Below are 23992 nucleotides of genomic sequence, written 5' to 3' on the forward strand. Positions count from 1 at the left end.
ACCATGACAAAAGACAGTTTAATTCAACAGGCATTTGAAGTAGCGGCAGAACGCTATGCGGCCGTAGGTGTAGACGTTCGTAAAGCTTTAGAGGATATGAAGAAAATATCCCTATCCCTGCATTGCTGGCAGGCCGATGACGTAAGCGGTTTCGAGAACCAAGGCGGCTCCTTGACTGGTGGTATACAAGTGACCGGCAATTATCCGGGACGTGCCCGTACTATCGACGAGTTGCGTCGGGATGTATTGAAGGCGAAATCCTATATCCCCGGTAATCATCGGCTTAGTCTGCATGAGATCTACGGGGATTTCCAAGGGGAGAAAGTAGACCGTGACGAGGTAGAACCCCATCATTTCGAGAGCTGGATACAATGGGCGAAAGAGAATGATTTCAAGCTAGACTTCAACAGTACCTCTTTCTCGCACCCTAAAAGCGGAGATTTGACCTTGGCTAACCCCAGCGATGATATCCGTAACTTCTGGATCGAGCATACGAAGCGTTGTCGCTGGATCAGCGATGAGATGGGTAAAGCCCAGAACGATCCTTGCATGATGAACCTTTGGATACATGACGGGAGCAAGGAAGTACCGGCCAGCCGCTTACGTTATCGCCGTATCTTGGAGGAATCGCTGGATGAGATATTCGCTACCGAATATAAATGGATGAAAGATTGTATCGAGGCGAAACTCTTCGGTATCGGCTTGGAGAGTTATACGGTAGGTTCCTATGATTTTTATTTGGGCTACGGAGCGAAAAAGAATAAGATCGTTACCTTGGACACCGGCCATTTCCATTTGACGGAAAGTATCGCCGACAAGGTTTCCTCGTTATTGCTGTTTACGCCCGAGATCATGTTGCACGTAAGTCGTCCGATCCGTTGGGATAGCGATCATGTCGTGATCTTGAATGACGATGTGCAGGATTTAGCCCGTGAGATCGTGCGTTGCGACGCCTTGGACCGGGTACATATCGTTTTGGATTATTTCGACGCTACCATCAATCGTATCGGTGCTTATGTCATTGGTAGCCGTGCCACGCAAAAAGCCTTTATGCTCGCTTTGCTGGAGCCGATCGCCTTGCTTCGCCAGTACGAGGATGAGGGTAAGTATTTCCAGCGTCTTGCCTTGCAGGAGGAAGCGAAGAGTCTGCCTTGGGGTGCGGTTTGGGATATGTATTGTCTGCAAAGTGGGGTCCCCGTAGGAGAGTCTTATATCGCTGAGATCGAGAAATATGAGTCCGACGTTACCTCAAGACGGCAATGATAGAGATCGGGATCGGGTTGTTGATCATCGCGATCGGCAGTTTCGGGCAGAGTAGCTCGTACGTGCCGATCAATAAGATCCGGGATTGGAGTTGGGAAAGCTTTTGGTTGGTGCAAGGTATCTTCGCTTGGTTGGTTTTCCCTTATCTCGGGGCGATGTTGGCGGTACCGGAAGGGAGTACCTTGCTGGAGCTATGGTGTTCGCCGGGTAGCTTGGGAGCGGTTATTTATGGCATGCTCTGGGGTGTCGGCGGGTTGACTTTCGGGTTGAGTATGCGTTATCTGGGCGTAGCTTTGGGACAGAGCATCGCCTTGGGTACATGCGCCGGCTTTGGTACGCTCTTCCCGGCTTTGTTCGGTGGAACGAATCTGTTTGAGGGAACCGGATTGATCCTGTTGACCGGTGTTTGCATTACCTTAGCGGGTATCGCCGTGATCGGTTACGCCGGAAGCCTGCGGGCCCGGAATATGAGTGAGGAGGAGAAGAAAGCGGCGGTGAAGGATTTTGCCTTGACTAAGGGCTTGGCGGTAGCCTTGCTTGCCGGTGTGATGAGCGCCTGCTTCAATTTGGGTTTGGAATCGGGAAACGAGGTGCTGGCGAAAGCGAAAGAGGCGGGAGCTAGCGATCTGTTCGCCTTGAATCCCGTGATACTGTTGGTTACTTTGGGCGGCTTTTGTACGAACGCTGTGTATTGTATTTTCCAGAACGTGAAAAACGGGACGGGCAAGGATTATTTCTCGGTATCGGGAGGTACATTGCTGAATAATGTCTTATTTTGCGCTTTGGCAGGCGTGCTTTGGTACTCGCAGTTCTTCGGACTGGGGATGGGAAAGAGCTATTTCTCGGATTCCCCGGTTATGCTGGCTTTCTCGTGGAGTATCCTGATGTCGTTGAATGTTATTTTCAGTAATGTCTGGGGCATCTTATTAAAAGAATGGAAGGGCGTGGATCGCCGGACAATCGTGGTATTGATTACCGGCATGTGTATCTTGATCCTTTCCTTATTATATCCGAATATAGTTTAATTAAAATAGACATGATAATACTAAGAAACAATGAACGCCTGATGGCGGAAATAGATCGTATCGCCGAGGTCGCCGGCTATTTGTGGACCAAGGGTTGGGCTGAGCGAAACGGCGGGAATATATCGGTGAACCTGACTACTTTATTGAGCGAGGAGGAGAAGGCGTTGCCGGCTTTGGTTTCCTCGATCCCCTTGCAAGAGGCGATGACGGCCTTATGTGGGCACGTCTTTTATGTGACGGGTACCGGAAAACGGATGCGTTACGTGGCGAAAGATCCTTTCGCCAACGGCTCTTTGATCCGTATCGCCGCCGATGGGAAATCGTATGATATCCTAGCGGAGCAACCGATCCCACCGACTTCCGAATTGCCTTCCCATTTGTTGATGCACAATTTCTTGCGTGCGAAGGGACGGGATAACCGGGTGGTATTGCATACGCATCCGACGGATATTATCGGCATGACGCATTGTAAGCCGTTCTTGGATTCGGAGAAGATTACCCGCACGTTATGGAGTATGATCCCGGAATGTCGGATTATCGTGCCGAAAGGGGTCGGTATCGTTCCTTACGAGATACCGGGCACTTTGGCGTTGGCGCACGCTACGATCCGTCAGTTGGAGGAGCACGACGTGGTGTTCTGGGAGAAGCACGGTATCCTTGCCGTCGGTGAGGACCTGATCGAGTGCTTCGATGCGATCGATACGTTGAGTAAATCCGCCCAGATCTATTTCAGTGCCCGCATGACCGGTTACGAGCCGGAAGGTATGACGGAGCAGCAATTGGATGACTTGGTTCCGGCTTTTGGACTCTAGCGTATGCGAAAGAAATTAATCATTCTATTCATAGGGATCGGTTCGTTCACGTTGTTCGCCCAGCAGCGAGACCATCGGACACGGGAGTATATCGCTCCGGTCCGTATTGTCTGGCAGCAAGATAGTTCGCGAATTACGGGAGCGAACCATTTGCTTGTTCCGGGCAACGGACAGTCGGATTTGGCGAATAATCGGTTGTGTGTGTTGAAAAGTACGCCAACCGAACATCCCGCTTTGCTGCTTGATTTCGGGAAGGAGTTGCAAGGCGGCCTTCAGCTGGTGACCGGTATGCCGCCGTCTCACGATCCGGTTTCCGTACGGGTTCGTTTCGGCGAGTCCGTTAGTGAGGCTATGTGCGAGATAGATGGCGCGAACGGGGCGAGCAACGATCATGCGATGCGGGATTTCGTGGTATCGCTCCCTTGGCTGGGCGTGCAGGAGATCGGTAATTCCGGTTTCCGTTTCGTGCGTATTGATGTATTGGGTGATTCTACGGAGTTGCAATTAAAAGAGGTCCGTGCGATCTCCACGTTTCGGGATATTCCTTATCTGGGCTCTTTCCGTTGTAATGACGAGCGGTTGAACCGGATATGGAAGACAGGTGCGTACACGGTCCACTTGAATATGCAGGAATATCTATGGGACGGCGTAAAACGGGATCGTCTGGTCTGGGTGGGGGATTTACATCCGGAGGTAATGACGGTCAGTACCGTCTTCGGTTATAATGAGGTGGTTCCTAAGAGCTTGGATTTGATTCGGGATATTACGCCGCTGCCTAGTTGGATGAACGGTATCAGTTCGTACTCGATCTGGTGGTTGTTGATCCAGAGGGATTGGTATTATTACCAAGGGAATCTTGCGTATCTACAAGAGCAACGCTCTTATATGACTGCTTTGTTGCGTCACTTGATCTCGAAGGTTGACCCAAGCGGACAAGAGAGACTGGATGGGAACCGTTTCTTGGATTGGCCTTCCAGTGAGAATACACCCGCTATCGATGCCGGCCTTCAATCGCTGATGATACAAGCCATGCGTGCGGGAGAGGAGTTATGTACCGTTTTAGGCGAGGATGCGTTGGCCTCGGAATGCCGTGCGGTAGCTTCCAAAGCTATTGAGTTTTCCCTTCGGAAGAAATCCCGGTTCCCTTCGGAGAAAGATCGGATTACGCCCGGGGATAAACAAGCCGCCGCCTTGATGGCTCTGGCGGGTATCATGGATGCTAAGGAGGCGAACGAGCGTTGCTTGGCAGTGGACGGGGCGAAAGGCTTCTCTACGTTTTACGGGTATTATATGCTACGGGCGATGGCGTTGGCTGGTAATTACCAAGGTGCGTTAGATGTGATCCGTACGTATTGGGGAGCTATGCTGGATGTAGGCGCTACGACGTTTTGGGAGGATTTCAATATGGAATGGCTTCCTGACGCAGGGCGTATTGATGAGCTGGTCCCCGCGGGAAAGAAAGATATTCATGGAGATTATGGGGCGTATTGCTATCAAGGTTTCCGCCATAGCTTGTGCCATGGATGGGCTTCGGGCCCCACATCGTGGTTAAGCGAGTACGTATTGGGCGTACAAGTGGTGGAACCGGGTTGCCGTACGGTACGTATCATCCCACATCTGGGAGATCTCGAATGGGTGGAAGGTACGTTTCCCACGCCTTATGGGGTGATTGAGATCCGGCATGAGAAAGGTGCGGACGGTAAGGTGATAAGCCATATCAACGCTCCTGAAGAGATACGAGTTACCCCGTAGCTCTTATACTTAGTTGTAGAATGTATATAATTATAGAATATATGAAACAAACTATTTGCATCTATGCTTTCGCCGCCCTCTTATTAGGCGGTTGCAAAAGCAATAATGAATTAACGATACCTACGAATCTCCGTACGGAATACCTTACGGAGCCTATCGGCTTGGATACTTCGTCTCCTCGCTTTACATGGGAATACTCCGGAAATGAGGAGGGCTTTAAGGCTTCCCGCTATGAGGTACGGATCGGTACGAGTCCGGACGACTTGCGGCCCTATGCGGAGGGAATGGCCCTGAAACCTCATACCCGTTATTACTGGAATGTTACGGTATGGGATGGTGAAGGGCGTCCGTGCGCTACCTCGGAGACGGCTTCTTTCGAGACCGCTAAGTTCGATCCCTCGGATTGGTCCGCCTCTTGGATTACCGATCATAAGGATAAGGAGTTCGAGCCTGCCCCTCTGTTCCGCAAGTCTTTCCCGGTAGGCAAGGAAGTGAAGGATGCCCGTGTGTACGTAGCATCCGCCGGGTATCATGAGCTATTCATCAATGGCGAGCGGGTCGGAACGAATTATCTGGACCCGGGGTATACGCATTTCGATAAACGTATTTTGTACGTGACGCATGATGTTACCTCTTTGCTGAAGCAAGGCGACAACGCCGTGGCCGCTGTTCTGGGAAACGGCTGGTACAATGAGCAGTCCGTGGCGGTCTGGAATTTTCATGAGGCACGCTGGCGGGATCGTCCCCGCCTGCTATGTGAGTTACGTATTACCTATACGGATGGTACGACGGAGGTGATTGGCTCGGACGAGACTTGGAAGACTTCCACCGGGGCCTATACCTATAATAATATATACAGCGGCGATAAATTCGATGCCCGGCTGGAAGAGGCCGGATGGAAAACCGCTCATTTCGACGATAGTAAATGGGAAGCGGCACTTCCGGCGCAGGCTCCGGCACCTCTGTTGGTAGCCCAGCAAATGCCGGGAATCCGTATCACGGAAGAGGTGAGACCCGTGTCTATGAAACGTTTCTCCGATCAATTATACGTATATTCTTTCCCGAAGAACATGTCCGGCCTTTGCCGCTTGAAGGTGAAAGGCGAGGCGGGAACCCGTATCACGTTAAAACATGGTGAGTTGTTGAAGAAAGATGGTCGCTTGGAGCAAGGCAATATCAATGTATATTATCATCCGGTCAAGCCGGACGAGGTATTCCAGATGGATGTCTTTACCTTGAAAGGTACGGGAGAGGAGGAGATCTTCATGCCTTCCTTCTCTTATCACGGTTTCCAATATGTGGAGGTGGAGAGCAGCCGCCCCGTTACTTTAACGGAAGAGAACTTGACCGGCTTGTTTATGCATACCGATGTCCGTCCGTCCGGTTCCTTCGCTTGTTCGAATCCTCTATTGAATAAGATTTGGGAGGCTACGATGCAGGCTTACCGCAGTAACCTGCACAGTATCCCGACCGATTGCCCGCAACGGGAGAAGAATGGCTGGACAGCCGACGCGCATATTGCGATCGACCTCGGTTTGCTGGGCTTCGATGGTATCACGCTTTATGAGAAATGGATGAATGATATTATCGATAACCAGCGTGAGGCGGGTGAGATTTCCGGTATCATTCCTTCCAGCGGTTGGGGATATGGCGAGTGGCCGGGTCCGGTTTGGGACGCTGTCATGTTTATCATCCCGAACGCCTTGTATGATTATTATGGCGAGTCTCGTAGTATAGAGCGCTTATATCCTACGATGTTGCGGTATCTGGATTATTTGAAGACGAAAGAGAAAGACGGTTACTTGCCTTTTGGCTTGGGTGACTGGGTGTATTGGAAAGCTACGACGAATAATGAATATACCTCTACCGCCTACTATTATCTGGATTATAAGTTGATGGCTCGCTTCGCCTCTTTGCTGGGCAAGGATGCCACTCCTTATCAAGAGAAAGCGAATACGCTCAAATCCTTGATCAACCAGAAGTTCTTCAACGCCGAGACCGGTGTGTATGCCGAAGGGACCCAAACGGCGCAAGCCTTGGCCTTGTATCTGGGACTTGTACCGGAAGGAAAGGAACAACTCGTGGCGGATAAGCTGCGTGAGGTGGTAGCGGGAAATAACTATTTCTTGGACTTCGGTCTTTTAGGCAGTAAGACCGTTCCGGCCATGCTTACGAAATATGGCTATATCGAGGATGTCATGAAGATGATCACGAAGACTGAGGCACCTTCTTGGGGATATTGGGTAGAGACGATGGGTTACTCCACATTGCCGGAGACGTGGACACTTAGTCCGAAGTTTGCCGACGCTTCCTTGAACCATGTCTTTATGGGAGATGTCTCCGCTTGGATGATGAACCAGCTGGCCGGTATCAATCATGACGACTCGGATCCGGGCTTCCGTCATATCCGTATCACTCCTCATTTCGTGAAAGAACTGGATTGGGCGAAAGGTGAGTACCATTCCGTACGCGGCCGTATCGCAAGCGAATGGAAACGGGAAGGGGATAAGGTTATGCTTACCGTGACGATTCCGGCTGATTGCTCCGCCGATATCGTGGTAGGCGATCAGACCGAGACCGTATCCGCCGGTACGCATACATTTACATATCCCGCTTAATATACTTAGTTGTAGAGACGGGGCGTGCCCCGTCTCCCACCGGCTAATAGTATCTTTAAGTTACCTTTTGGGGAGATGAGACGGGGCACGCCCCGTCTCTACAACCAGATAATTATAAACTGTTGAACTTTAAAGATTAAATTTATGAATAAGCTACTCATTGCCTTCTTTTTGTTCCTCTTGCCTTTCGGCTGGATAAAGGCGACAGCTTCATCTCATCCCGAATCCTTCCCTTGGAAAGCCCAATGGATCAATACCGAGCGTTGCCAAAGCGCCACGAACACTTGGTTGATCTACCGTAAATCATTCGGCGTGACGGATGTCCCGGACCAACTCATCGCCCGTATCGCCGCCGATTCCAAGTATTGGCTTTGGATCAACGACCAACTGGTTATCTTCGAGGGTGGCTTGAAAAGAGGACCTTCTCCTTCCGGGACTTATTACGATCCGGTAGATATCGCCCCTTACCTGACAAAGGGCTCGAACACCATCGCTATCTTGCTCTGGCATTTCGGAAAAGACGGTTTCAGTCATATCAACAGTGGGAAAGCAGCTTTGTTATTCGAGGCGATCGCTCCGGGACTGGAGATCGTCTCCGACGCGAGCTGGCAGTGCGCCTTGTATGAGGCTTATCAAAATACCGAGGCCCCTTTCCCGAATTACCGTATGCCGGAGAGTAATATCCGCTTCGATGCCCGTCAAGCGATAACAAACTGGAACCGTACGAGTTTCGAAGGTTCCCTTCCGGGGGCGGTCTGCGTCGGTAAGGCGGGGAAAGCTCCTTTCGGGGAGCTGGTGGAACGTCCGATACCCCAGTGGAAAAACAGCGGCCTGTTATCCTATGTATCCGTCCGGGAATCCTTGAGAGGCGATACCCTGTTCTGTCGTTTGCCCTATAATGCCCAGATCACTCCGTATCTGAAAGTAGAGGCGGAGGCCGGGAAGACTATCCACATCCGGATGGATAATTACGAGGGAGGAAGCGAGCGCAACGTACGTGCCGAATATATTACCCATGAGGGTGAGCAGGAATACGAAAGCTATGGCTGGATGAACGGCCATGAGGTCTATTACATCATCCCTGAGGGCGTGAAGGTGCTGGATGTGAAATACCGTGAGACCGGTTACAACACGGACCTCGCCGGCTCTTTCCATTGTGACGACCCGTTCTACGACGAGCTTTGGCAACGTTCTGCCCGTACCTTATACATAACGATGCGTGATAATTATATGGACTGTCCGGATCGTGAACGTGCCCAATGGTGGGGCGACGAGGTGAATGAGCTAGGCGAGGCTTTCTACGCCCTTTCTCCGTCCGGGCAGAAACTAGCCGTAAAAGGCATCCATGAATTAATGAATTGGCAGCGGGAGGACGGAACGCTCTACGCTCCGGTTCCGGCGGGTAATTGGGATAAGGAGCTTCCTTTACAGATGTTGGCGTCTATCGGTTGGTACGGTTTTTATACACAATATTATTATAGTGCCGACAGTAGTTTCGTTCCGGTGATATACGACCGGATGCGCCGTTACCTGCACGAGGTCTGGCAAGTCGATAAGAGTGGCTTGGTGATCGAGCGTCAAGGCGCTTGGAGTTGGGGCGACTGGGGCGAGCACGTCGATATGGGTGTATTGACCAATTGCTGGTATTATCTGGCCTTGAAAGCGGAGCGAGCCTTCGCCCTGCAACTCGGCAAGGATAAGGATGCCGATGAGATCTCCCAGATGATGCGTAGCATAGAACGTTGTTTCGACACGAAGTTCTGGACAGGTTCCGCCTATCGCTCCCCCGGCTATAAAGGGGAGACGGACGATCGCTCCCAAGCCATGGCGGTTGTTTCCGGGCTGGCCTCGAAAGATAAGTATCCGGCGCTGACGAAGGTGCTTAAAAAGGAGTATCACGCCAGCCCTTATATGGAGAAGTATGTCCTAGAGGCCCTTTTCCAGATGGGCGAGCCGACGTTTGCCTTGGAACGGATGAAGCAACGTTACACCCGTATGCTGGATTATGCCGAATATACGACCTTGTTCGAGGGATGGGGCATCGGAGCCGAGGGCTTCGGTGGCGGCACGATCAATCACGCTTGGAGCGGTGGTCCGCTTACCTTATTGAGCCAGAAGGTCTGCGGTATCGAGCCAACCTCTCCCGGCTTCCGTACCTTTAAGATCTCGCCTCAACTGGGTTCCTTATCGGAAGCCTCTGCCAGTCTAGAGACTCATTATGGAACCATCCAAGTAAGTATCAAGAAGAAAGGCAAGCGAATGAAGTTCGATCTCCAAATCCCGGAAGGCACCTCCGCCGAACTGATAAGACCGAACGGCACTCGCAAGCATCTCGACCCGGGACACCATCAAGTGGATTAGTGATCTGTGTGTTTGTTATATTTCTCAAAAACAGAAGCAAAGAATAAATATTTTGGTAAAGAACGGAATTTATCCTACATTTGTAATATATAAGTATTATATCGAAGGATATGGAAAAAGAGAAAAATAGCAAGATTACCAGAGAAGAGGCTTTGCGTCGGTTGGAGACCGCACGGAAGCTGAAGCGAGAGTATGTAGCTAAACTGGAAAAAGAGATGAAAGAAGAGTTTAAGAAACGTACAGGGCAAGAAGCTACTTATTTTGAAGTATGGTAAGCCTTAACCTTGAACGTATAAATTCTAATTCTCCTTATGCGGTAACAGCTCTTAGGGATTCTATGTGTTTCCGGTTTGTTACGGACTTTGGTGTGATTTATTATGCAAGCAGAGTATGCGCAATCGCCTTTTTGAGTTTTGGTTTCATTCCTCGCCGCGTAAATCTGATTTCGCTTTCATGTCTGCGGACATCCGAGATGCAGATGGGATACAGAATTATGCGGCGATTATTATTCGACTCGATAATCCCAATTTGAAGTCTATAGTCGCGGAGTTTACTGAAACAATACAAATGCTTAGTCAAAAGCCGGAGTAAAATGTATGTGTTTTCTCCGGCCCGGGGCACCATTGGGTGGATTAGCGATCGCCCTCTGTTTTCCTGCGGACATACACCCGGTGGCTTCCATAACCCGATATGGTGAGCCCACTCGCCGGATCGCTGCTGAGTCGTAGTAGCTCCCGGTTTGCGCTACTGCGTTTTAGTCCGGTGATAGCCATGTAGTCTTGTATGCGCAAGAATGGGTGTTCGTGAAGGTAATCCAATGCCCGCGTCCGGCGCTCCTCTTCGGTGAAGGGCGATTTCCATACACGGCTGATACCTCCCCGTCTTAAGTCGCAACGCAGGTTAGTTTCCCGTACCAGTTCCTTGTCGGCCCGGTAGTTGATGCCATTCACCTCGATGCTCCGTGCGTTACGCTTCGGTTCGTCACCATCCAGCGAGTCGATCTCCTTGTCCTTCGCTACGCCTAGGCGGGGCGTGAACGTACCGATGCCATCCAACGTGACCGACTGCCCTTCCGCCATGCAATAGGCCAGATGTTCCGCTACTGTCGTCATCACCTGTATTACGCTACCCCTGCTCAAGCCCGATCCGGGGTAGGTGATCCGTTCCACGAAATCCTCCATATCCATGTTCCGTTGTATCTTCATCCGATAATACACCGGCTTTTCCCCCGTCCCGTTCAGGTCGCACATCTCTTGCTTGATATATTCTGCCATAACTGCTACTAGGTATAATTGTTTGTATCTTCAAGTTAAAAACATTCTTCTTACTATATACAAATATACTTACTACTTGATCTATTTCCAAATTATCACCGTGGAATATATAGACCACGTCGTGATTTGTATATTCCACGTCTTGATCTGTACAGACCACGTCGTGGTTTGTAGAATTATACAGTATGCGAACAAGAATTCATCTGCTACCGATAAGGTATTTATGCGGTATCGGAGCATTATTTACTTAGGGAGAAGCGGGCAACCCTCACGTTTCCTCTGCCAAGTACGTCGACCAACCCTGCGGGATTCTCTATCTTCCCTAAACGGGTATAGCTGTAAGACGAGGAAAAGGTCTCGTAGAAAAGGACTACCGTATTCGCTCCCCATAGAAGTAGGTCGCTTGTATGGATTATACCCGAACGTATTGGTCGCAATCAAGAGTATTATACTCGTTTTCCCTGCTCGTATGCTTGCCTCAAGGTCGGGTTCCCTTCGATCTCGCCCACGTGCCACACACCACCGCAGAATAGCGTTCCTTTCACGGTCGGGTTCTCCAGACAGTCGAGGAATCCCATAAAGTTGGCCACAATGCGATCCATGATGCCGTTATCGTCTTCAGCGGCCGTGGCGATGAAGTAAAACTCCTTGTTTTTCATTTCGGTATAAGGACCGCAGCAACGGTCTATCAGCGTCTTCATCTGTGCGCTCATGGCATAGAAATAGACCGGCGTAGCCATCACGATCACATCGGCGGCAAGCATCTTTCCGATAATCTCTGCCGCGTCATCTTTTTGTGGACAAGGCTTCTTGTATTGGCTGCACACGCCGCATCCCGTGCAGGGGTGAATGGTCTTGTCTCGCAGAAAAACCTTTTCCACACGATGACCGCTTTCGATCGCCCCTTGCATAAACTCATCGCATAGCGTATCGGAATTGCCTCCACGACGGGGGCTGGAAGATAAAATCAATACATTTTTCATGTTTACTGTTATTTATTAGGTTCTACATTCATTTTTAGGATACAAAAATAGCGAGATAATCCCTATCTTGCGGTAGACAAATTACGGATGTTATGACCCTAATTACATAATAATACGGAAGAATGATCACAACGGACTCCGGTGAGCAAGTCGAGGCACTTGCTCCCATCATCATTTCGGCCAGCCGGTCAACGGATATCCCGGCCTTTTATGCCAAGTGGTTCTTTAATCGTTTGGCCAAGGGGTATTGTGTTTGGTGTAATCCGTTTAATCGGCGGAAGATGTATGTGTCGTTTGAGCGGTGTAAGGCAATCGTGTTTTGGACAAAGAACCCGAAGCCGATATTGCCTTATTTGCATGAGTTGGATAGGAGGGGTATCCGTTATTATTTCCAGTTCACGTTGAATGACTATGTGAGCGAAGGCTTTGAGCCGAATGTGCCGAGCGTTACGCAACGGGTGGAGACATTTCGGGAGTTGTCGGAAATGATAGGGAAGGAACGGGTGATCTGGCGATTTGATCCGTTGATTATGACTCCATCTATCACGCCTCGTGTCCTGCTTAGCCGTATTTGGAAGATCGGCAATCTGTTGAAAGGATATACTGATAAGCTCGTGTTCAGTTTCGTAGATGTAAAGGCGTATCGTAAGGTACAGAATAACCTTATAAAAGAGACGAATTGCTTTACGAAAGAGGATGTGGAAACCGCTGAGATGAATGCGACGCAACGTCAAGAAACTGTAGAGGGATTGGTGAAGTTGAGGGAAATTTGGGCTTCTACTGGTTGGAATGTGACACTCGCTACTTGTGCCGAGGATATTGACCTTACGGTTTATGGCATTGAACATAACCGGTGTATCGACGGTGATTTAATGGAGCGTGTGTTTGAGGAGGATTATGAATTGGTTTATTATCTTCGAACAGGCCAATTACCTGAACCGGATCTTTTTGGTACGTTTCCCGCTTTACCCGACAAACGCAAAGACCTAAAAGACAAAGGCCAACGGAAAGCCTGTGGTTGCATGATAAGCAAAGATATCGGTAGGTATAACACTTGCCGCCATTTCTGTGTCTATTGTTATGCCAATACAAGTAGGGAATGCGTACAAAAGAATGCGGTACACTATTCGGACGATAGTGAAAGTTTGATTCGAAGTTAGATTTGAAAGCAAGGTCAAATTAAGCGGCGTATTAAATTAAGCCGTCTTTTATAGTAATCGAGACCAATACTATCCTAGAATTGTGTTGTATAACATGCCGGATTTATCTATTTTTGCGCCCAATACGAAAGGTTAAGAATAGGAAGTTTTAGGTATGGCAAAAAAGAAAGGTAAGCCTCAACCCCGGAAAAGCAAGAAGAAGCGGGCATCATCATTCATGTCCTCTGTAAAGAAGATGCTTCTTGGCGCTTTTGCGGTAGTTGTTTGTTTTATCGGTGTATTATTCATATATAACTGGTTTTATCCGGTATCCAAGACACGGCCTGTAGAGAAGAAACAGGATCGGGCGGAGACAATAGTCCGTCCGAAGATCTCGGACAAGGGCGGTTCCGGAACATCGGGTAAGAAAGCCGCGCAAGCGACGAAAAACAAGCAAACGACGAACCCAAAGAAAGAGACCTCCGCTTATACTTTTCAAGAGGGAGCTGAGATACCGAGACTAAAGAATAAACAAAAAGAGCAGGTTATAAAGCATGAGGGCTATACGGTTTCTTATAATTCCGATTATAAGATCGCCAATTGGGTAGCCTATGAACTGACCTCGAAAGAGGCGACAAGTAAGAAGAACGAGCGGTCTAATAAGTTCGTCTCGGACCCCATGGTGAAAGGGGCTACCGCCACGAACGAGGACTATACCCGTTCCGGCTATGACCGAGGACATATGGCGCCTGCTGGCGATATGAAATGGTCCGCCAAGGCCATGCGAGAATCATTCTACCTAAGTAATATCTGTCCGCAAAAGCCCGGCTTGAACCGGGGTATCTGGAAAGATCTGGAAGAACAGGCTCGTTTGTGGGCGAAAGAGAATGGCTCTTTGTTGATCGTGACCGGCCCGGTGATCACGGACGACCTGAAACGATTAGGTAAGAATCGGGTGGGAATCCCGAAGACCTTTTATAAGGTAATCTGTACGATAACGAACGGTAAACCGGAAGGGGTAGGTTTTCTGTTTGATAATAAAGACTATGGAAAGACTCCGTTGAAATCGATGATGATCCCTATCGATAGCGTTGAGAAGGTTACCGGAATTGACTTTTTCCCTTCTTTGCCTGATTCGATAGAAAATCCGATGGAAGCATACGTGAATGATGGTAGTTGGTCTTTTTAAGGCACGTTATGCTCAACAATCTCTAGGCGAGAATGTTTTATATTTACTGTGAAGAAAAAGAAATCATAATTAAATAACAAAATGCAAGTTATCATGAAAGGAAAATTAATCCCTGTGTTTGTTTTGGCAGCATTGGTTTCCTGTAGTCAACCACCCGTTAAGGAGCAAGGTCCTCGTCCAGTTAAATTGGCGGACGTTACTTCGCTGAACATGGTTGAGAAATCATTCAGTGGAGTGGTATCGCCCGATCAATTCAGTGATTTGGCGTTTAAGATGTCCGGCCCGCTGATCTCATTAAACGTGGATGAAGGCCAGAAGGTCCGTACGGGACAGATCGTGGCCGAGATCGATCCGCTGGACTTTAAATGGGAATATGAGGCGAAGAAAGCGTCTTTCCAGACCGCTGAGGCGCAATTGCAACGTGCGAAGAAGTTATTGTCCAAGCAAGCTATCTCCAAGCAAGAGTATGAGTCTACGGAAGCCTCTTACTCAAATGCCAAGGCGGCTTTCGAGTATGCGCAAAACACATTGAACCAGACAAAGCTTCGTGCGCCGTTCGATGGATTTATCCAGAAGAAATATGTGGAGAATTACCAGAAGGTACAGGCCGGACAAGGAATCGTTTGCTTGATCAACCCGAATAAGTTACAGGTCGTGTTTACGATGCCGGAGAGTAATATCAATTACTTCTCTTCTCCTTATTCTGTTTATGTGGAATTCGATAATTACAAGGGCGTTCGTTTTAAGGCGAAGGTGAAAGAATACGTGGAAGCCTCTCCGGATGGTTCCGGCGTTCCCGTATATCTGTATATCGACGATCCGAACTTTAATTTAGAGAAATATAAGGTAGCCGTAGGTTTCTCTTGCCGTGTGATCTTGAACGTGGATAGCGAGAGTTTCACGCAAGGCGCCGTATTGGTTCCGCTAGCCGCTGTCGTGGCTGACGATGCCAATAGCGATAAGTATGTGTTTGTTTATAATGGGCAGTCTCAAAAGGTTGAGCGTCGCAAGATTACCGAGTCTATGCTGATCGGCAAGGATGGCGTGATCGTAACGGATGGCTTGCGACCCGGCGAACAGGTTGTCTCAGCCGGAGCCACTCGTTTGGTGGATGGACAACAGGTAAAAGTATTAACAGATTAAGAGATAAACAATGAATATTCCAAAATATTCCTTAGAGAATCAGAAGATTATATACTTTTTCCTAGCGGTCATGCTGATAGGAGGTATATATTCTTTCTTTAAATTGCCGAAGAAGGAAGATTCTCCCTTCGTAATCAAGCAAGCGGTTTTGGTTACCCAATATCCGGGAGCGACACCTCAGGAGGTGGAGAAGCTGGTGACTGAGCCGATCGAACGGGAGATTCAGGCTATGTCGGATGTGTTCCAGATCAAATCTGAGTCTTATTTCGGTATGTCCAAGATTTCTATTGAGTTGCAGCCTACCTTGTCTCCGGATTATATGCCGGTCAAGTGGGACGAGTTGCGTCGTAAGGTGGCGAATATACAGCCTCGCCTTCCGTCTGGCGCCTCCTCGATATCCGTTAGTGATGACTTTGGTGACGTATTCGGAATTTATTATGCCTTGACGGCCGATGAGGGATATACTTACGACGACCTGCGTAATTGGGCACAAAAGATCAAGACGGAGCTATCTCCTGTACCGGGTGTACAGAAGGTCTACCTATTCGGTGAACAGACACAAGTTGTCAACGTAAAGATCTCTATCCCGAAACTGGCTAACCTAGGTATCGACCCGAACGCTATCCAGCAGGTGATGCAAACGCAGAACTTGTTGGTGAATACGGGAGACATCAATACCGGTAATTATCAATTGCGTTTGCGTGCGGAAGGTACGTATAAGGATATACAAGATATCCGGGACCAATTGATCGTGACGAAAAGTGGCGGTGAGGTTCGTTTGGGAGATATCGCTACGGTAGAGCGTGGTTATATGGACCCTCCCTCGAACCTGATGCGTGTGGACGGTAAGCGTGCCATCGGTATCGGTGTCGCTACCGGTTCGAAAGACGATGTGGTTGCCGTGGGTAACGCCGTGGCGGATCATTTAGCGGAGATGGAGCAGCTGTTCCCGGTGGGTATGGACCTGAAAACGATTTATCCGGAGAACAAGATCGCGGATGAGGCGAACAACGGTTTTATCTTGAACTTGATCGAGTCGTTGTTGATCGTTATCGTGATTATCTTTATCGTGATGGGGTCCCGTGCCGGTATGTTGGTCGGTAGTTCGTTGTTGTTCTCGGTAGGTGGTACCTTATTGATCATGTTGATCTGGGGTGTCGGCTTGAACCGAACCTCGTTGGCGGCCTTTATTATCGCTATGGGTATGTTGGTGGATAACGCTATCGTGGTGACGGATAATGCCCAAGTCGGTATCAAGCGGGGACTTTCCCGTTATCAGGCGTTGATCGATGGCGCGACGAAACCGCAGTGGGCGTTGTTGGGCGCTACCTTTATCGCCGTATGTTCTTTCTTGCCGATGTACTTGGCACCGGCATCCGTGGCCGAGATTGTGAAACCGTTGTTTATCGTATTGGCGGTATCCTTGGGATTAAGCTGGGTCTTGGCCTTGACGCAAACGACTACCTTCGGTAATTTTATCTTGAAAGAGGCGAAACCGGGTGAGAACAAAGACCCGTACGATACGAAGCTGTACCATAAATTTGAGTCGGTATTGGGCCGTTTGATCAAGCGTAGATATGTAACGATCTCTACCGTGGTAGCTACGTTATTCCTTTCCTTGTTCGTGATGAGCATCATGCCGCAGAGTTTCTTCCCGATCATGAGCAAGCCTTATTTCCGTGCGGACTTGATCTTCCCGGAAGGATATAGCATCTACGACGTGGAGACGAACGTGAAGAAGATAGAAGAGGAATATCTCAGCAAGAATGAGAATATCAAATCATACTCGTTTACCTTGGGAGGTTCGCCGGTACGTTATTACTTGGCCAGTTCTTCTATCGGCCCGAAGCCAAACTTCGCCAATGTGTTGATCGAGACACAAGATCCGGAGGATGCGCAAGCGGAAGAGGGTAAGTTCTACGATTATATGGTTGCTAACTATCCGAATATATTGACCCGTTCGGCTTTGTTCGCCTTGTCTCCGGTTCCGGATGCGGCGATCGAGATCGGTTTTATCGGCGATAACGTAGACACGTTGGTTGCCTTGACGCAAAGGGCGCAGGAGATCGCCCGGAATTATGATCAGGTGATGGAGGTTCGCAATAGTTGGGGTAACAAGGTTCCGGTATGGAAGCCGCTATATTCCCAAGAGAAAGGTTTGCGTCTGGGTATTACCCGTCAACAGGTGGCTTATTCCTTGCGTTCGGCTACGAATGGCGTACCTTTGGGTGAGTATCGTGAGGGCGACGTGTTTATGCCGATCTTACTGAAAGATGCGGATAAGGATTCTATCAGTCTGAATGATATAAAGACTTTGCCGGTTTATAGCGCTAAAGGCCGTTCAGTAAAAGTGGAGCAGGTGATCGATGATTTCTCGCTGGATTATGAGTTTAACGTAGTGAGACGATTCAACCGTGAGCCGTGTATGCTTATGCAGTGTGAGCCGAAGCGTGGCGCCAATACGATGGCTGCTTTCAGTCATTTGTGGAAAGAGGTACAGGAGAAGATTCAGGTGCCGGAAGGATATAAGATGACGTATTTCGGTGAGCAATCCGAGCAAGATAAAGGTAATAAGGCGATCGCCGCTAATATCCCGTTGATGTTCGGTTTGATTTATGTCACCTTGTTATTCTTATTCCCGAAATATTACCGGAAACCGGTATTGATCATGGCGATGCTGCCGTTGATCTTCATTGGTGTGGTATTGGGATTGTTGGTGTTCGGTAAGTCCCTCGACTTCTTTGCTATGCTGGGTCTGTTGGGCTTGATCGGTATGAATATCAAGAATGCGATCGTGCTGGTGGACGAGATCGGTTTACAATTGAACGCAGGCTTGTCTCCGGTGAATGCCGTGATAGAGGCAACGAAAACCCGTATCGTTCCGGTGACGATGGCTTCCGGTACGACGATCTTAGGTATGTTGCCGTTGTTGGGTGACGCTATGTTCGCCGGTATGGCGGCTACCATCATGGGTGGTCTGTTCGTATCTACGATCTTGACGATCTTCGTGCTTCCGGTTACTTATTGTGTTTTCTTTAAGATTAAATCAGAGTAAAAGGTATGAGAAATAAAATAATCATAGGTTGTTTATTGTTGGGTGCCTTGTCCGCTAAAGCGCAAGACACCCGGCTATCGGCTGTGGAATATAAGGAACGGGTCCTTGAATACAGCCGTCAGATCAAGCAAAGCTCTGAGGAGCGTATCGCTATGCAGCATGCGATCAAGGCCGCTAAGACCGGTTTCTTCCCTTCGGTGGACTTCTCCGGCAGTTATCAGTACCGTATCAATAAATATGATTTGGATTTCGGACCGGGCATGTCCGTAGAGATGGACCATAATACGTATAGCCTAGGCGCTACGGTGAGCCAGCCCATCTATGCCGGTGGACAGATCTATAATAACTATAAGGCAGCTCAGGTACAAGGCAAGATCACCGAGCAAGCGGAAGAATTGACAACGGATAATATCGTTTATTCCGCCGATTTGAACTATTGGACGGCCGCCGCACGTAAAGGTATGTACGATGTGATGTGCCAGTATGTAGACATTGTCGGGGAGTTGGCGAACGTGTTGACGATCCGTTTCAATGACGGCCAGATCAGCAAGACCGATTTATTGCAAGTGGAGTCCCGCTTGAAAGAAGCGGAATTGAATAAAAGCTCGGCTTATAAGGAGTATCAGATTGCGTTACAGAACCTGAACTCATTGATGGGTGTGTCTCCGTTAGACCCGATCGAGGTGGAAGATTCCATTACGACCTATTTGGCCTTGCCGTTGCAAGTAGGAGAGGATGTAGCTCTTCGGAATCGTCCGGACTACGCTATTTCCGAGTTGAACATAGAGTATCAAAAGAGACAGATCAATTTGTCGAAGGCGAAATATAACCCGTCTTTGGCGATCGGTTTTCAAGGTACTTGGGGTACGCCGATGTTGAACGTGAAAGGTTCGGACCAGTTGTGGACTCCGGCCGTCTTCGCTTCCTTGAAGATACCTTTGTTCCGTTGGGGAGCCCGTTTCAAGGAGGTAAATTCCCAGAAGGCCATCCTTCGTAGTAAGGAATACGCCTTGGACAATACGCGTGATAAGATCGCTCAAGAGGTAGCGAACGCATGGACAAGCCTAACCGAGTATACGAAACAAATTACCGTCGCGGAAGAGGCTTGTAAGATTGCCGAGGAGAACCTTGATTTGAATACCTTCAGCTACAACGAGGGTAAACTACCGATCTTGGATGTGCTCTCCGCCCAATTGTCATGGATTCAGTCTTACAGTAGCTTGATCCAGACTTGGTATCAGCAAAAGGCTTCTTTAGCCCAATATAACAAGGCTATAGGTATCCGGCGTTTGCAGTAAAAGAAACATATTTATACTTAGAAGACAAGGTCCCTTATTTTGGAAACGAGATAAGGGACCTTCTTTATGAAATAAAACATCCTTTATTCCGTTAGGTAAACTGAAGATTGCTACATTTGCATACAATCTCGTCTGTTTGGGACACTCCTTGGAACCCGGACTTTTAAGTAGAATGATGAAATAATAAGATGTATACAAAGTTACTAGATAAACAAACGAAACTTGCCCTAATCGGACTAGGATATGTCGGGCTTCCTATCGCGATGGAATTCGCTAAACATGTTTCCGTTATCGGATTTGATATCAACGAGGATCGCTTGGACAAGCTTCGGAACTGTATTGATCCGTGTGGTGAGCTTCCTACTGAGGTATTTGAACATAAAGATATCACATTTACTTCTTCTATAGAAAAGTTGTGGGAGGCTTCTTTTTACGTTATAGCTGTTCCTACCCCGATAGACAGCCATAACGAGCCGGATCTATCCCCTTTGTTGGGTGCGACCCGCACGGTAGGCAAAGTCCTTAAACGAGGCGATTATGTAGTATACGAATCTACCGTATATCCGGGATGTACGGAAGAGGATTGCATCCCGATCTTGGAGGAGGTTTCAGGGTTGAGAGTAGGAGAGGACTTTAAGGTTGGATATTCACCGGAACGAATCAATCCGGGTGATAAGGTACATACCTTGGTAAATACCGTGAAGATCGTTTCCGGCTGCGATGCCGAAGCTTTGGAAACGATATCGGAAGTCTATAAGCTGGTCGTTCAAGCGGGGTTGCACCGTGCGCCTAGTATCAAGGTAGCCGAAGCCGCCAAGATTATCGAGAATACCCAGCGTGACGTGAATATAGCCCTTATGAACGAGCTTTCCATTATTTTCGATCGAATGGGGGTAAATACGTTTGATGTATTGAAAGCCGCCGGAACGAAATGGAATTTCCTGCCTTTCTCTCCCGGATTGGTAGGTGGGCATTGTATAGGGGTAGATCCTTACTATCTGGTGCATAAAGCCAAAGAATTGCAATATCACACGAAGATGATCAACTCCGGTCGCTACGTGAACGATTCCATGGGACGGTATATCGGAAAGAAGGTCGTGAAAAAGATTATCTCGCAGGGGAAAAATATCCTAGGAGCGCATGTGTTGGTGATGGGTATGACTTTTAAGGAAAACGTATCGGATATACGTAACTCGAAAGTAGCCGATATTATCAATGAGTTTAAGGACTTCGGAGCCGAGGTCGATGTGATGGATCCGTTCGCTTCCCCTTTGGAAGTATTGCAAGAGTACGGTATCCGGTTAGTAGAGAGGCCCGGGAAGAAATATGATGCGGTAGTGGTAGCTGTCGCTCATACGACTTATTTGAAGCTGGATGAGTCCTACTTCATGTCGATCACGAATGAACATGCCGTGTTGGCGGACGTGAAAGGAGTCTATCGAGGTAGCATCCATCAGATGATCTATTGGAGTCTGTAATTGTTAAAAAGTAACACAAGCTGCAAAGAAGTTTCGATAAACTTAAAAAAATGTGTTGTACAATATCTTTTTTTATTTGCTCAATTATATTAATTAGCCCATCTTTGCATGCAGATAACCTAAACAATCTTTTTGCCTTAAAGACTAATACCTATTAAAAACCTATAAAGAGAGCCTTTGCGAAAAGGCTCTCTTTATGATTTTCAGGGGATTAGTAGTTCGTTTCCTCTATCTTTGAGGTGATTCTGCTAATAGCCTCATTCAGTTTGTCTTCGGGTAATATTACGTTAAAATCTCCCCAGAAACCCTCGTCGTAGTTGAAGTGAGTATCCGAGAAAACCGTGCGGGTTGGAAGGGATTCAATGCGTGAGAAGCGGTTCACATTGGCTGTATCTATCTTACAGGTAACCATTTCGAACCAAGTATGTAAAATATTTGTGTTAAAAAGTTGTCTTCTTTTTTTAATTTTAAAACGCAGATCTCCCCGGATATGGTTAATGTAGTAGGTGCCATTCCATTGCTTGTAAGATACCGTATAGGCTACTTTCTGGGGCGTGATCCGTAAATTCCGGCTTTTTCTCTCGACGAACATGCCGGCCGCTTGCTCGATATATTGGGGATTGACCTCAAAGTCCACCCTTAATAAGGCATTATTTTCCATGTCGATATATATCTGTCCCCGATAAAGCGGTTCATTGATACTCTTTCGTTGCTCGAAAGAGATGACGTTAGCAAGTCGATCATCCACTACCGTGATGTCGGTATGGGCGTATGTATAGGGTGAATCCGGGCTAGGATCCAGAAACTCCGGTAACTGTTTCATCAAGTCCAAGACAAGGCAGGAGTAGATACCCGACTTCATTTTTGTGATCAATGTGTCCTTTTCCTGCTCGTTACTGATGCGGCGCATCTTTAGTAGTTTCACTTGATCGGCCAAGGCATTGCTGTGGTAAGATGCCTTATATACCTTAAAAACAGCCTCGGTCAGTCCTACGAGTCCTTTTTTACGTTCAACGCCTTCTCTGTAAAATGTGGTAAGGTAAATCGGGTGCTGGGAATAATTGCTTCTTCTCTTGTCCAGCATCTCCTGTAATAAGCGTTTCGGATTGGTTAGACGCACGATAACTTCTTGGATAGAGATTACTTTAGGCTCTAGAGATAAGACGGTATGTTTATCTATTAACTCCCGACTATCTATCTCTTGGGGAAGATAGCCGATATGAGAGAAACGTACCTTGGATAACCGGAGTGAGTCCGGTAATTTCAATCGGAACTCTCCATTCTGGTTGGTGATGGTGCCAATAGCGGCCTCACCGATTCCTACCGATCCGAATGCGATTGGCTCATGGGTATATTGATCCTGTAAAGAACCTTCTATCGAGAAATAGGTTTGTATGGAATCGGGAGTTACGGATACACTTTTGGGAGCGGAGAGACTCTCTGGCATATAAAGTAGGAGATGGTTCTCTATCGCACGGATCGCCAGATTTTTATTACCGGAAATAGCGTATATGGCTTCTTGTATCGTATAATCTCCACCTTTTATTGATGTTGTTTGTTCATTATCGATAATCTTACTGTCGTATATAAAAAGATAGCCGGAACGTTCCGTGACGAGTCCCAGCAATTGGTAGATATTTCCTTTTGATTTAGGCAATCGTATGACCTGTCCCAGTACGTTACCATTCTGGGCATTCATAGGGATGAGAGCTACGAGTAACAGTAACCATCCTACGACCAGCTGTCTCAAGGTTCGGAAATCATCCATATATTATTTTGTTGCGTACATTTTAGTTTTAACGCTGCGCAGATCAGTTCAGCCATCGTCGCGGGTGAGTTATTATAGAAACTAACGGTCAGCCGTCTATTCTCTAAATCAGCCGTTGTCTTCAATGGCATCTTCGGATATTCCAGATTAATTACATGCAAGATATCTCCCAGACGCTCATCCTTAAATTGGATACGGCGGGTGTAATCGGAAAATTGTTCGTTATCTTGAGTCGGAACTACTTGTAAACGGTTGGAGAATAAGGATACGGTTTGGCCGGCCTTTACCAGCGTTTGTTCTCCGTTCTTCTTGAGTGTCACTTTCACTAATCCCCGGCGAACGGCCAATTCAAAGGCGCTTTTATCCGAGCTTTTGATATTGAATGAGGTTCCCAATACCTCGATCCGGGCCTGCTCTGTCTCGATTAGGAAAGGACGTTCCTTATTCCCGCTTACATCAAAAAGAGCGTTTCCTAGTAGAGACACCTCTCTTTTTTCTCTTTGGAAATGTTCCGGATAGCTTAACTGGCTGTTATCGGCCAGATAAACTATAGACCCGTCTTCCAAAGTCGTGACCAAGGTGGTGGAAGCCTCGTTATTATGCAGGGTGAGCAGAGTGGTCTCCGGTGTCCGTTCTTGTCCAAGGAAAATAGCTGTAGCTACCGATACACAAAGTATGATGATAGCGGCGGCCCATTTCATAAGTCCGATCCGGTATGGGATTTGTGTACCGGAAATTGGCTTATCCAGCAGCCCGTCTTGCTCCAAGCGAGTATATAATTGTTCCCATGCTTGGTCTGTCTTCAATTTATTTTTTTCTATTTGATTCATAACT

Annotated in this window: 19 protein-coding genes; 14 read left to right on the plus strand and 5 right to left on the minus strand. The window is 48.0% G+C overall.

Annotation, left to right across the window (positions count from 1 at the left end):
* Positions 1-3: 3 nt before the first annotated feature.
* The 8 genes from CI959_RS16310 (at position 4) to CI959_RS21890 (ending at position 10422) form a co-directional block, all read left to right on the plus strand.
* Positions 4-1263, plus strand: coding sequence for an L-rhamnose isomerase (locus tag CI959_RS16310; protein WP_057317342.1), 1260 nt, complete (start codon positions 4-6; stop codon positions 1261-1263).
* The gene (gene rhaT, locus CI959_RS16315) at positions 1263-2288 is read left to right on the plus strand and encodes an L-rhamnose/proton symporter RhaT (protein ID WP_085931216.1); all 1026 of its coding nucleotides are present in this window, start codon (positions 1263-1265) and stop codon (positions 2286-2288) included. The genes CI959_RS16310 and rhaT overlap by 1 nt, the downstream gene beginning before the upstream one ends.
* 11 nt (positions 2289-2299) lie before the next feature.
* Positions 2300-3100, plus strand: a complete 801-nt coding sequence (gene rhaD / locus CI959_RS16320; protein WP_009017902.1) for a rhamnulose-1-phosphate aldolase — start codon at positions 2300-2302, stop codon at positions 3098-3100.
* 3 nt (positions 3101-3103) lie between these two features.
* Positions 3104-4852 carry an alpha-L-rhamnosidase C-terminal domain-containing protein gene (locus CI959_RS16325; RefSeq protein ID WP_057317341.1) on the plus strand — a complete coding sequence of 583 codons (1749 nt, stop codon included), beginning with the start codon at positions 3104-3106 and terminating at the stop codon, positions 4850-4852.
* Positions 4853-4872: 20 nt separating this feature from the next.
* The gene (locus CI959_RS16330) at positions 4873-7470 is read left to right on the plus strand and encodes a family 78 glycoside hydrolase catalytic domain (protein WP_095231486.1); all 2598 of its coding nucleotides are present in this window, start codon (positions 4873-4875) and stop codon (positions 7468-7470) included.
* 144 nt (positions 7471-7614) lie between these two features.
* A complete protein-coding gene (locus tag CI959_RS16335; protein WP_005856486.1) occupies positions 7615-9831 on the plus strand; it encodes an alpha-L-rhamnosidase C-terminal domain-containing protein in 2217 nt (738 codons plus the stop codon).
* 110 nt (positions 9832-9941) lie between these two features.
* Complete coding sequence (locus tag CI959_RS21570; protein ID WP_005856488.1) at positions 9942-10106, plus strand: hypothetical protein; 165 nt, start codon at positions 9942-9944, stop codon at positions 10104-10106.
* Positions 10107-10221: 115 nt separating this feature from the next.
* The gene (locus CI959_RS21890; RefSeq protein ID WP_224202317.1) at positions 10222-10422 is read left to right on the plus strand and encodes a DUF6169 family protein; all 201 of its coding nucleotides are present in this window, start codon (positions 10222-10224) and stop codon (positions 10420-10422) included.
* A gap of 41 nt (positions 10423-10463) precedes the next feature.
* On the opposite strand, the gene CI959_RS16345 is transcribed toward CI959_RS21890, so the two are convergent.
* The 3 genes from CI959_RS16345 to CI959_RS16355 form a co-directional block, all read right to left on the minus strand.
* Positions 10464-11105: a hypothetical protein gene (locus CI959_RS16345; RefSeq protein ID WP_005856492.1), complete on the minus strand. Its 642-nt coding sequence runs from the start codon at positions 11103-11105 to the stop codon at positions 10464-10466.
* Positions 11106-11344: 239 nt separating this feature from the next.
* Positions 11345-11542 (minus strand): cyclophilin-like fold protein, encoded by a 198-nt coding sequence (locus CI959_RS16350; RefSeq protein ID WP_087880113.1) that lies wholly within the window; start codon positions 11540-11542, stop codon positions 11345-11347.
* Between the two features lie 9 nt (positions 11543-11551).
* A complete protein-coding gene (locus CI959_RS16355; protein ID WP_008780503.1) occupies positions 11552-12088 on the minus strand; it encodes a flavodoxin family protein in 537 nt (178 codons plus the stop codon).
* Positions 12089-12210: 122 nt separating this feature from the next.
* Between CI959_RS16355 and CI959_RS16360 the strand changes: the two genes are divergently transcribed.
* The 6 genes from CI959_RS16360 to CI959_RS16385 all read left to right on the plus strand — a co-directional run bounded on the left by CI959_RS16360 (position 12211) and on the right by CI959_RS16385 (position 21390).
* Entirely contained in the window at positions 12211-13248 is a 1038-nt protein-coding gene (locus tag CI959_RS16360) for a DUF1848 domain-containing protein (protein ID WP_057317340.1), read from the plus strand.
* A gap of 154 nt (positions 13249-13402) precedes the next feature.
* A complete protein-coding gene (locus CI959_RS16365; RefSeq protein WP_057317339.1) occupies positions 13403-14416 on the plus strand; it encodes a DNA/RNA non-specific endonuclease in 1014 nt (337 codons plus the stop codon).
* 93 nt (positions 14417-14509) lie between these two features.
* Positions 14510-15559, plus strand: a complete 1050-nt coding sequence (locus CI959_RS16370) for an efflux RND transporter periplasmic adaptor subunit (protein ID WP_008778321.1) — start codon at positions 14510-14512, stop codon at positions 15557-15559.
* Positions 15560-15569: 10 nt separating this feature from the next.
* Positions 15570-18614 carry an efflux RND transporter permease subunit gene (locus CI959_RS16375; RefSeq protein WP_005856503.1) on the plus strand — a complete coding sequence of 1015 codons (3045 nt, stop codon included), beginning with the start codon at positions 15570-15572 and terminating at the stop codon, positions 18612-18614.
* A gap of 5 nt (positions 18615-18619) precedes the next feature.
* Entirely contained in the window at positions 18620-19912 is a 1293-nt protein-coding gene (locus CI959_RS16380; protein ID WP_005856505.1) for a TolC family protein, read from the plus strand.
* Between the two features lie 188 nt (positions 19913-20100).
* Positions 20101-21390, plus strand: a complete 1290-nt coding sequence (locus CI959_RS16385) for a nucleotide sugar dehydrogenase (protein WP_057317338.1) — start codon at positions 20101-20103, stop codon at positions 21388-21390.
* Positions 21391-21601: 211 nt separating this feature from the next.
* Here CI959_RS16385 and CI959_RS16390 read toward each other — a convergent pair whose 3' ends face one another.
* A complete protein-coding gene (locus CI959_RS16390) occupies positions 21602-23158 on the minus strand; it encodes an STN and carboxypeptidase regulatory-like domain-containing protein (RefSeq protein ID WP_095231487.1) in 1557 nt (518 codons plus the stop codon).
* A complete protein-coding gene (locus tag CI959_RS16395; protein ID WP_057317336.1) occupies positions 23137-23988 on the minus strand; it encodes a FecR family protein in 852 nt (283 codons plus the stop codon). Before CI959_RS16395 ends, CI959_RS16390 begins: the two co-directional genes overlap by 22 nt.
* Positions 23989-23992 lie beyond the last annotated feature (4 nt).

This window comes from Parabacteroides sp. AT13 (assembly GCF_002272965.1).
Lineage (GTDB): Bacteria > Bacteroidota > Bacteroidia > Bacteroidales > Tannerellaceae > Parabacteroides > Parabacteroides distasonis.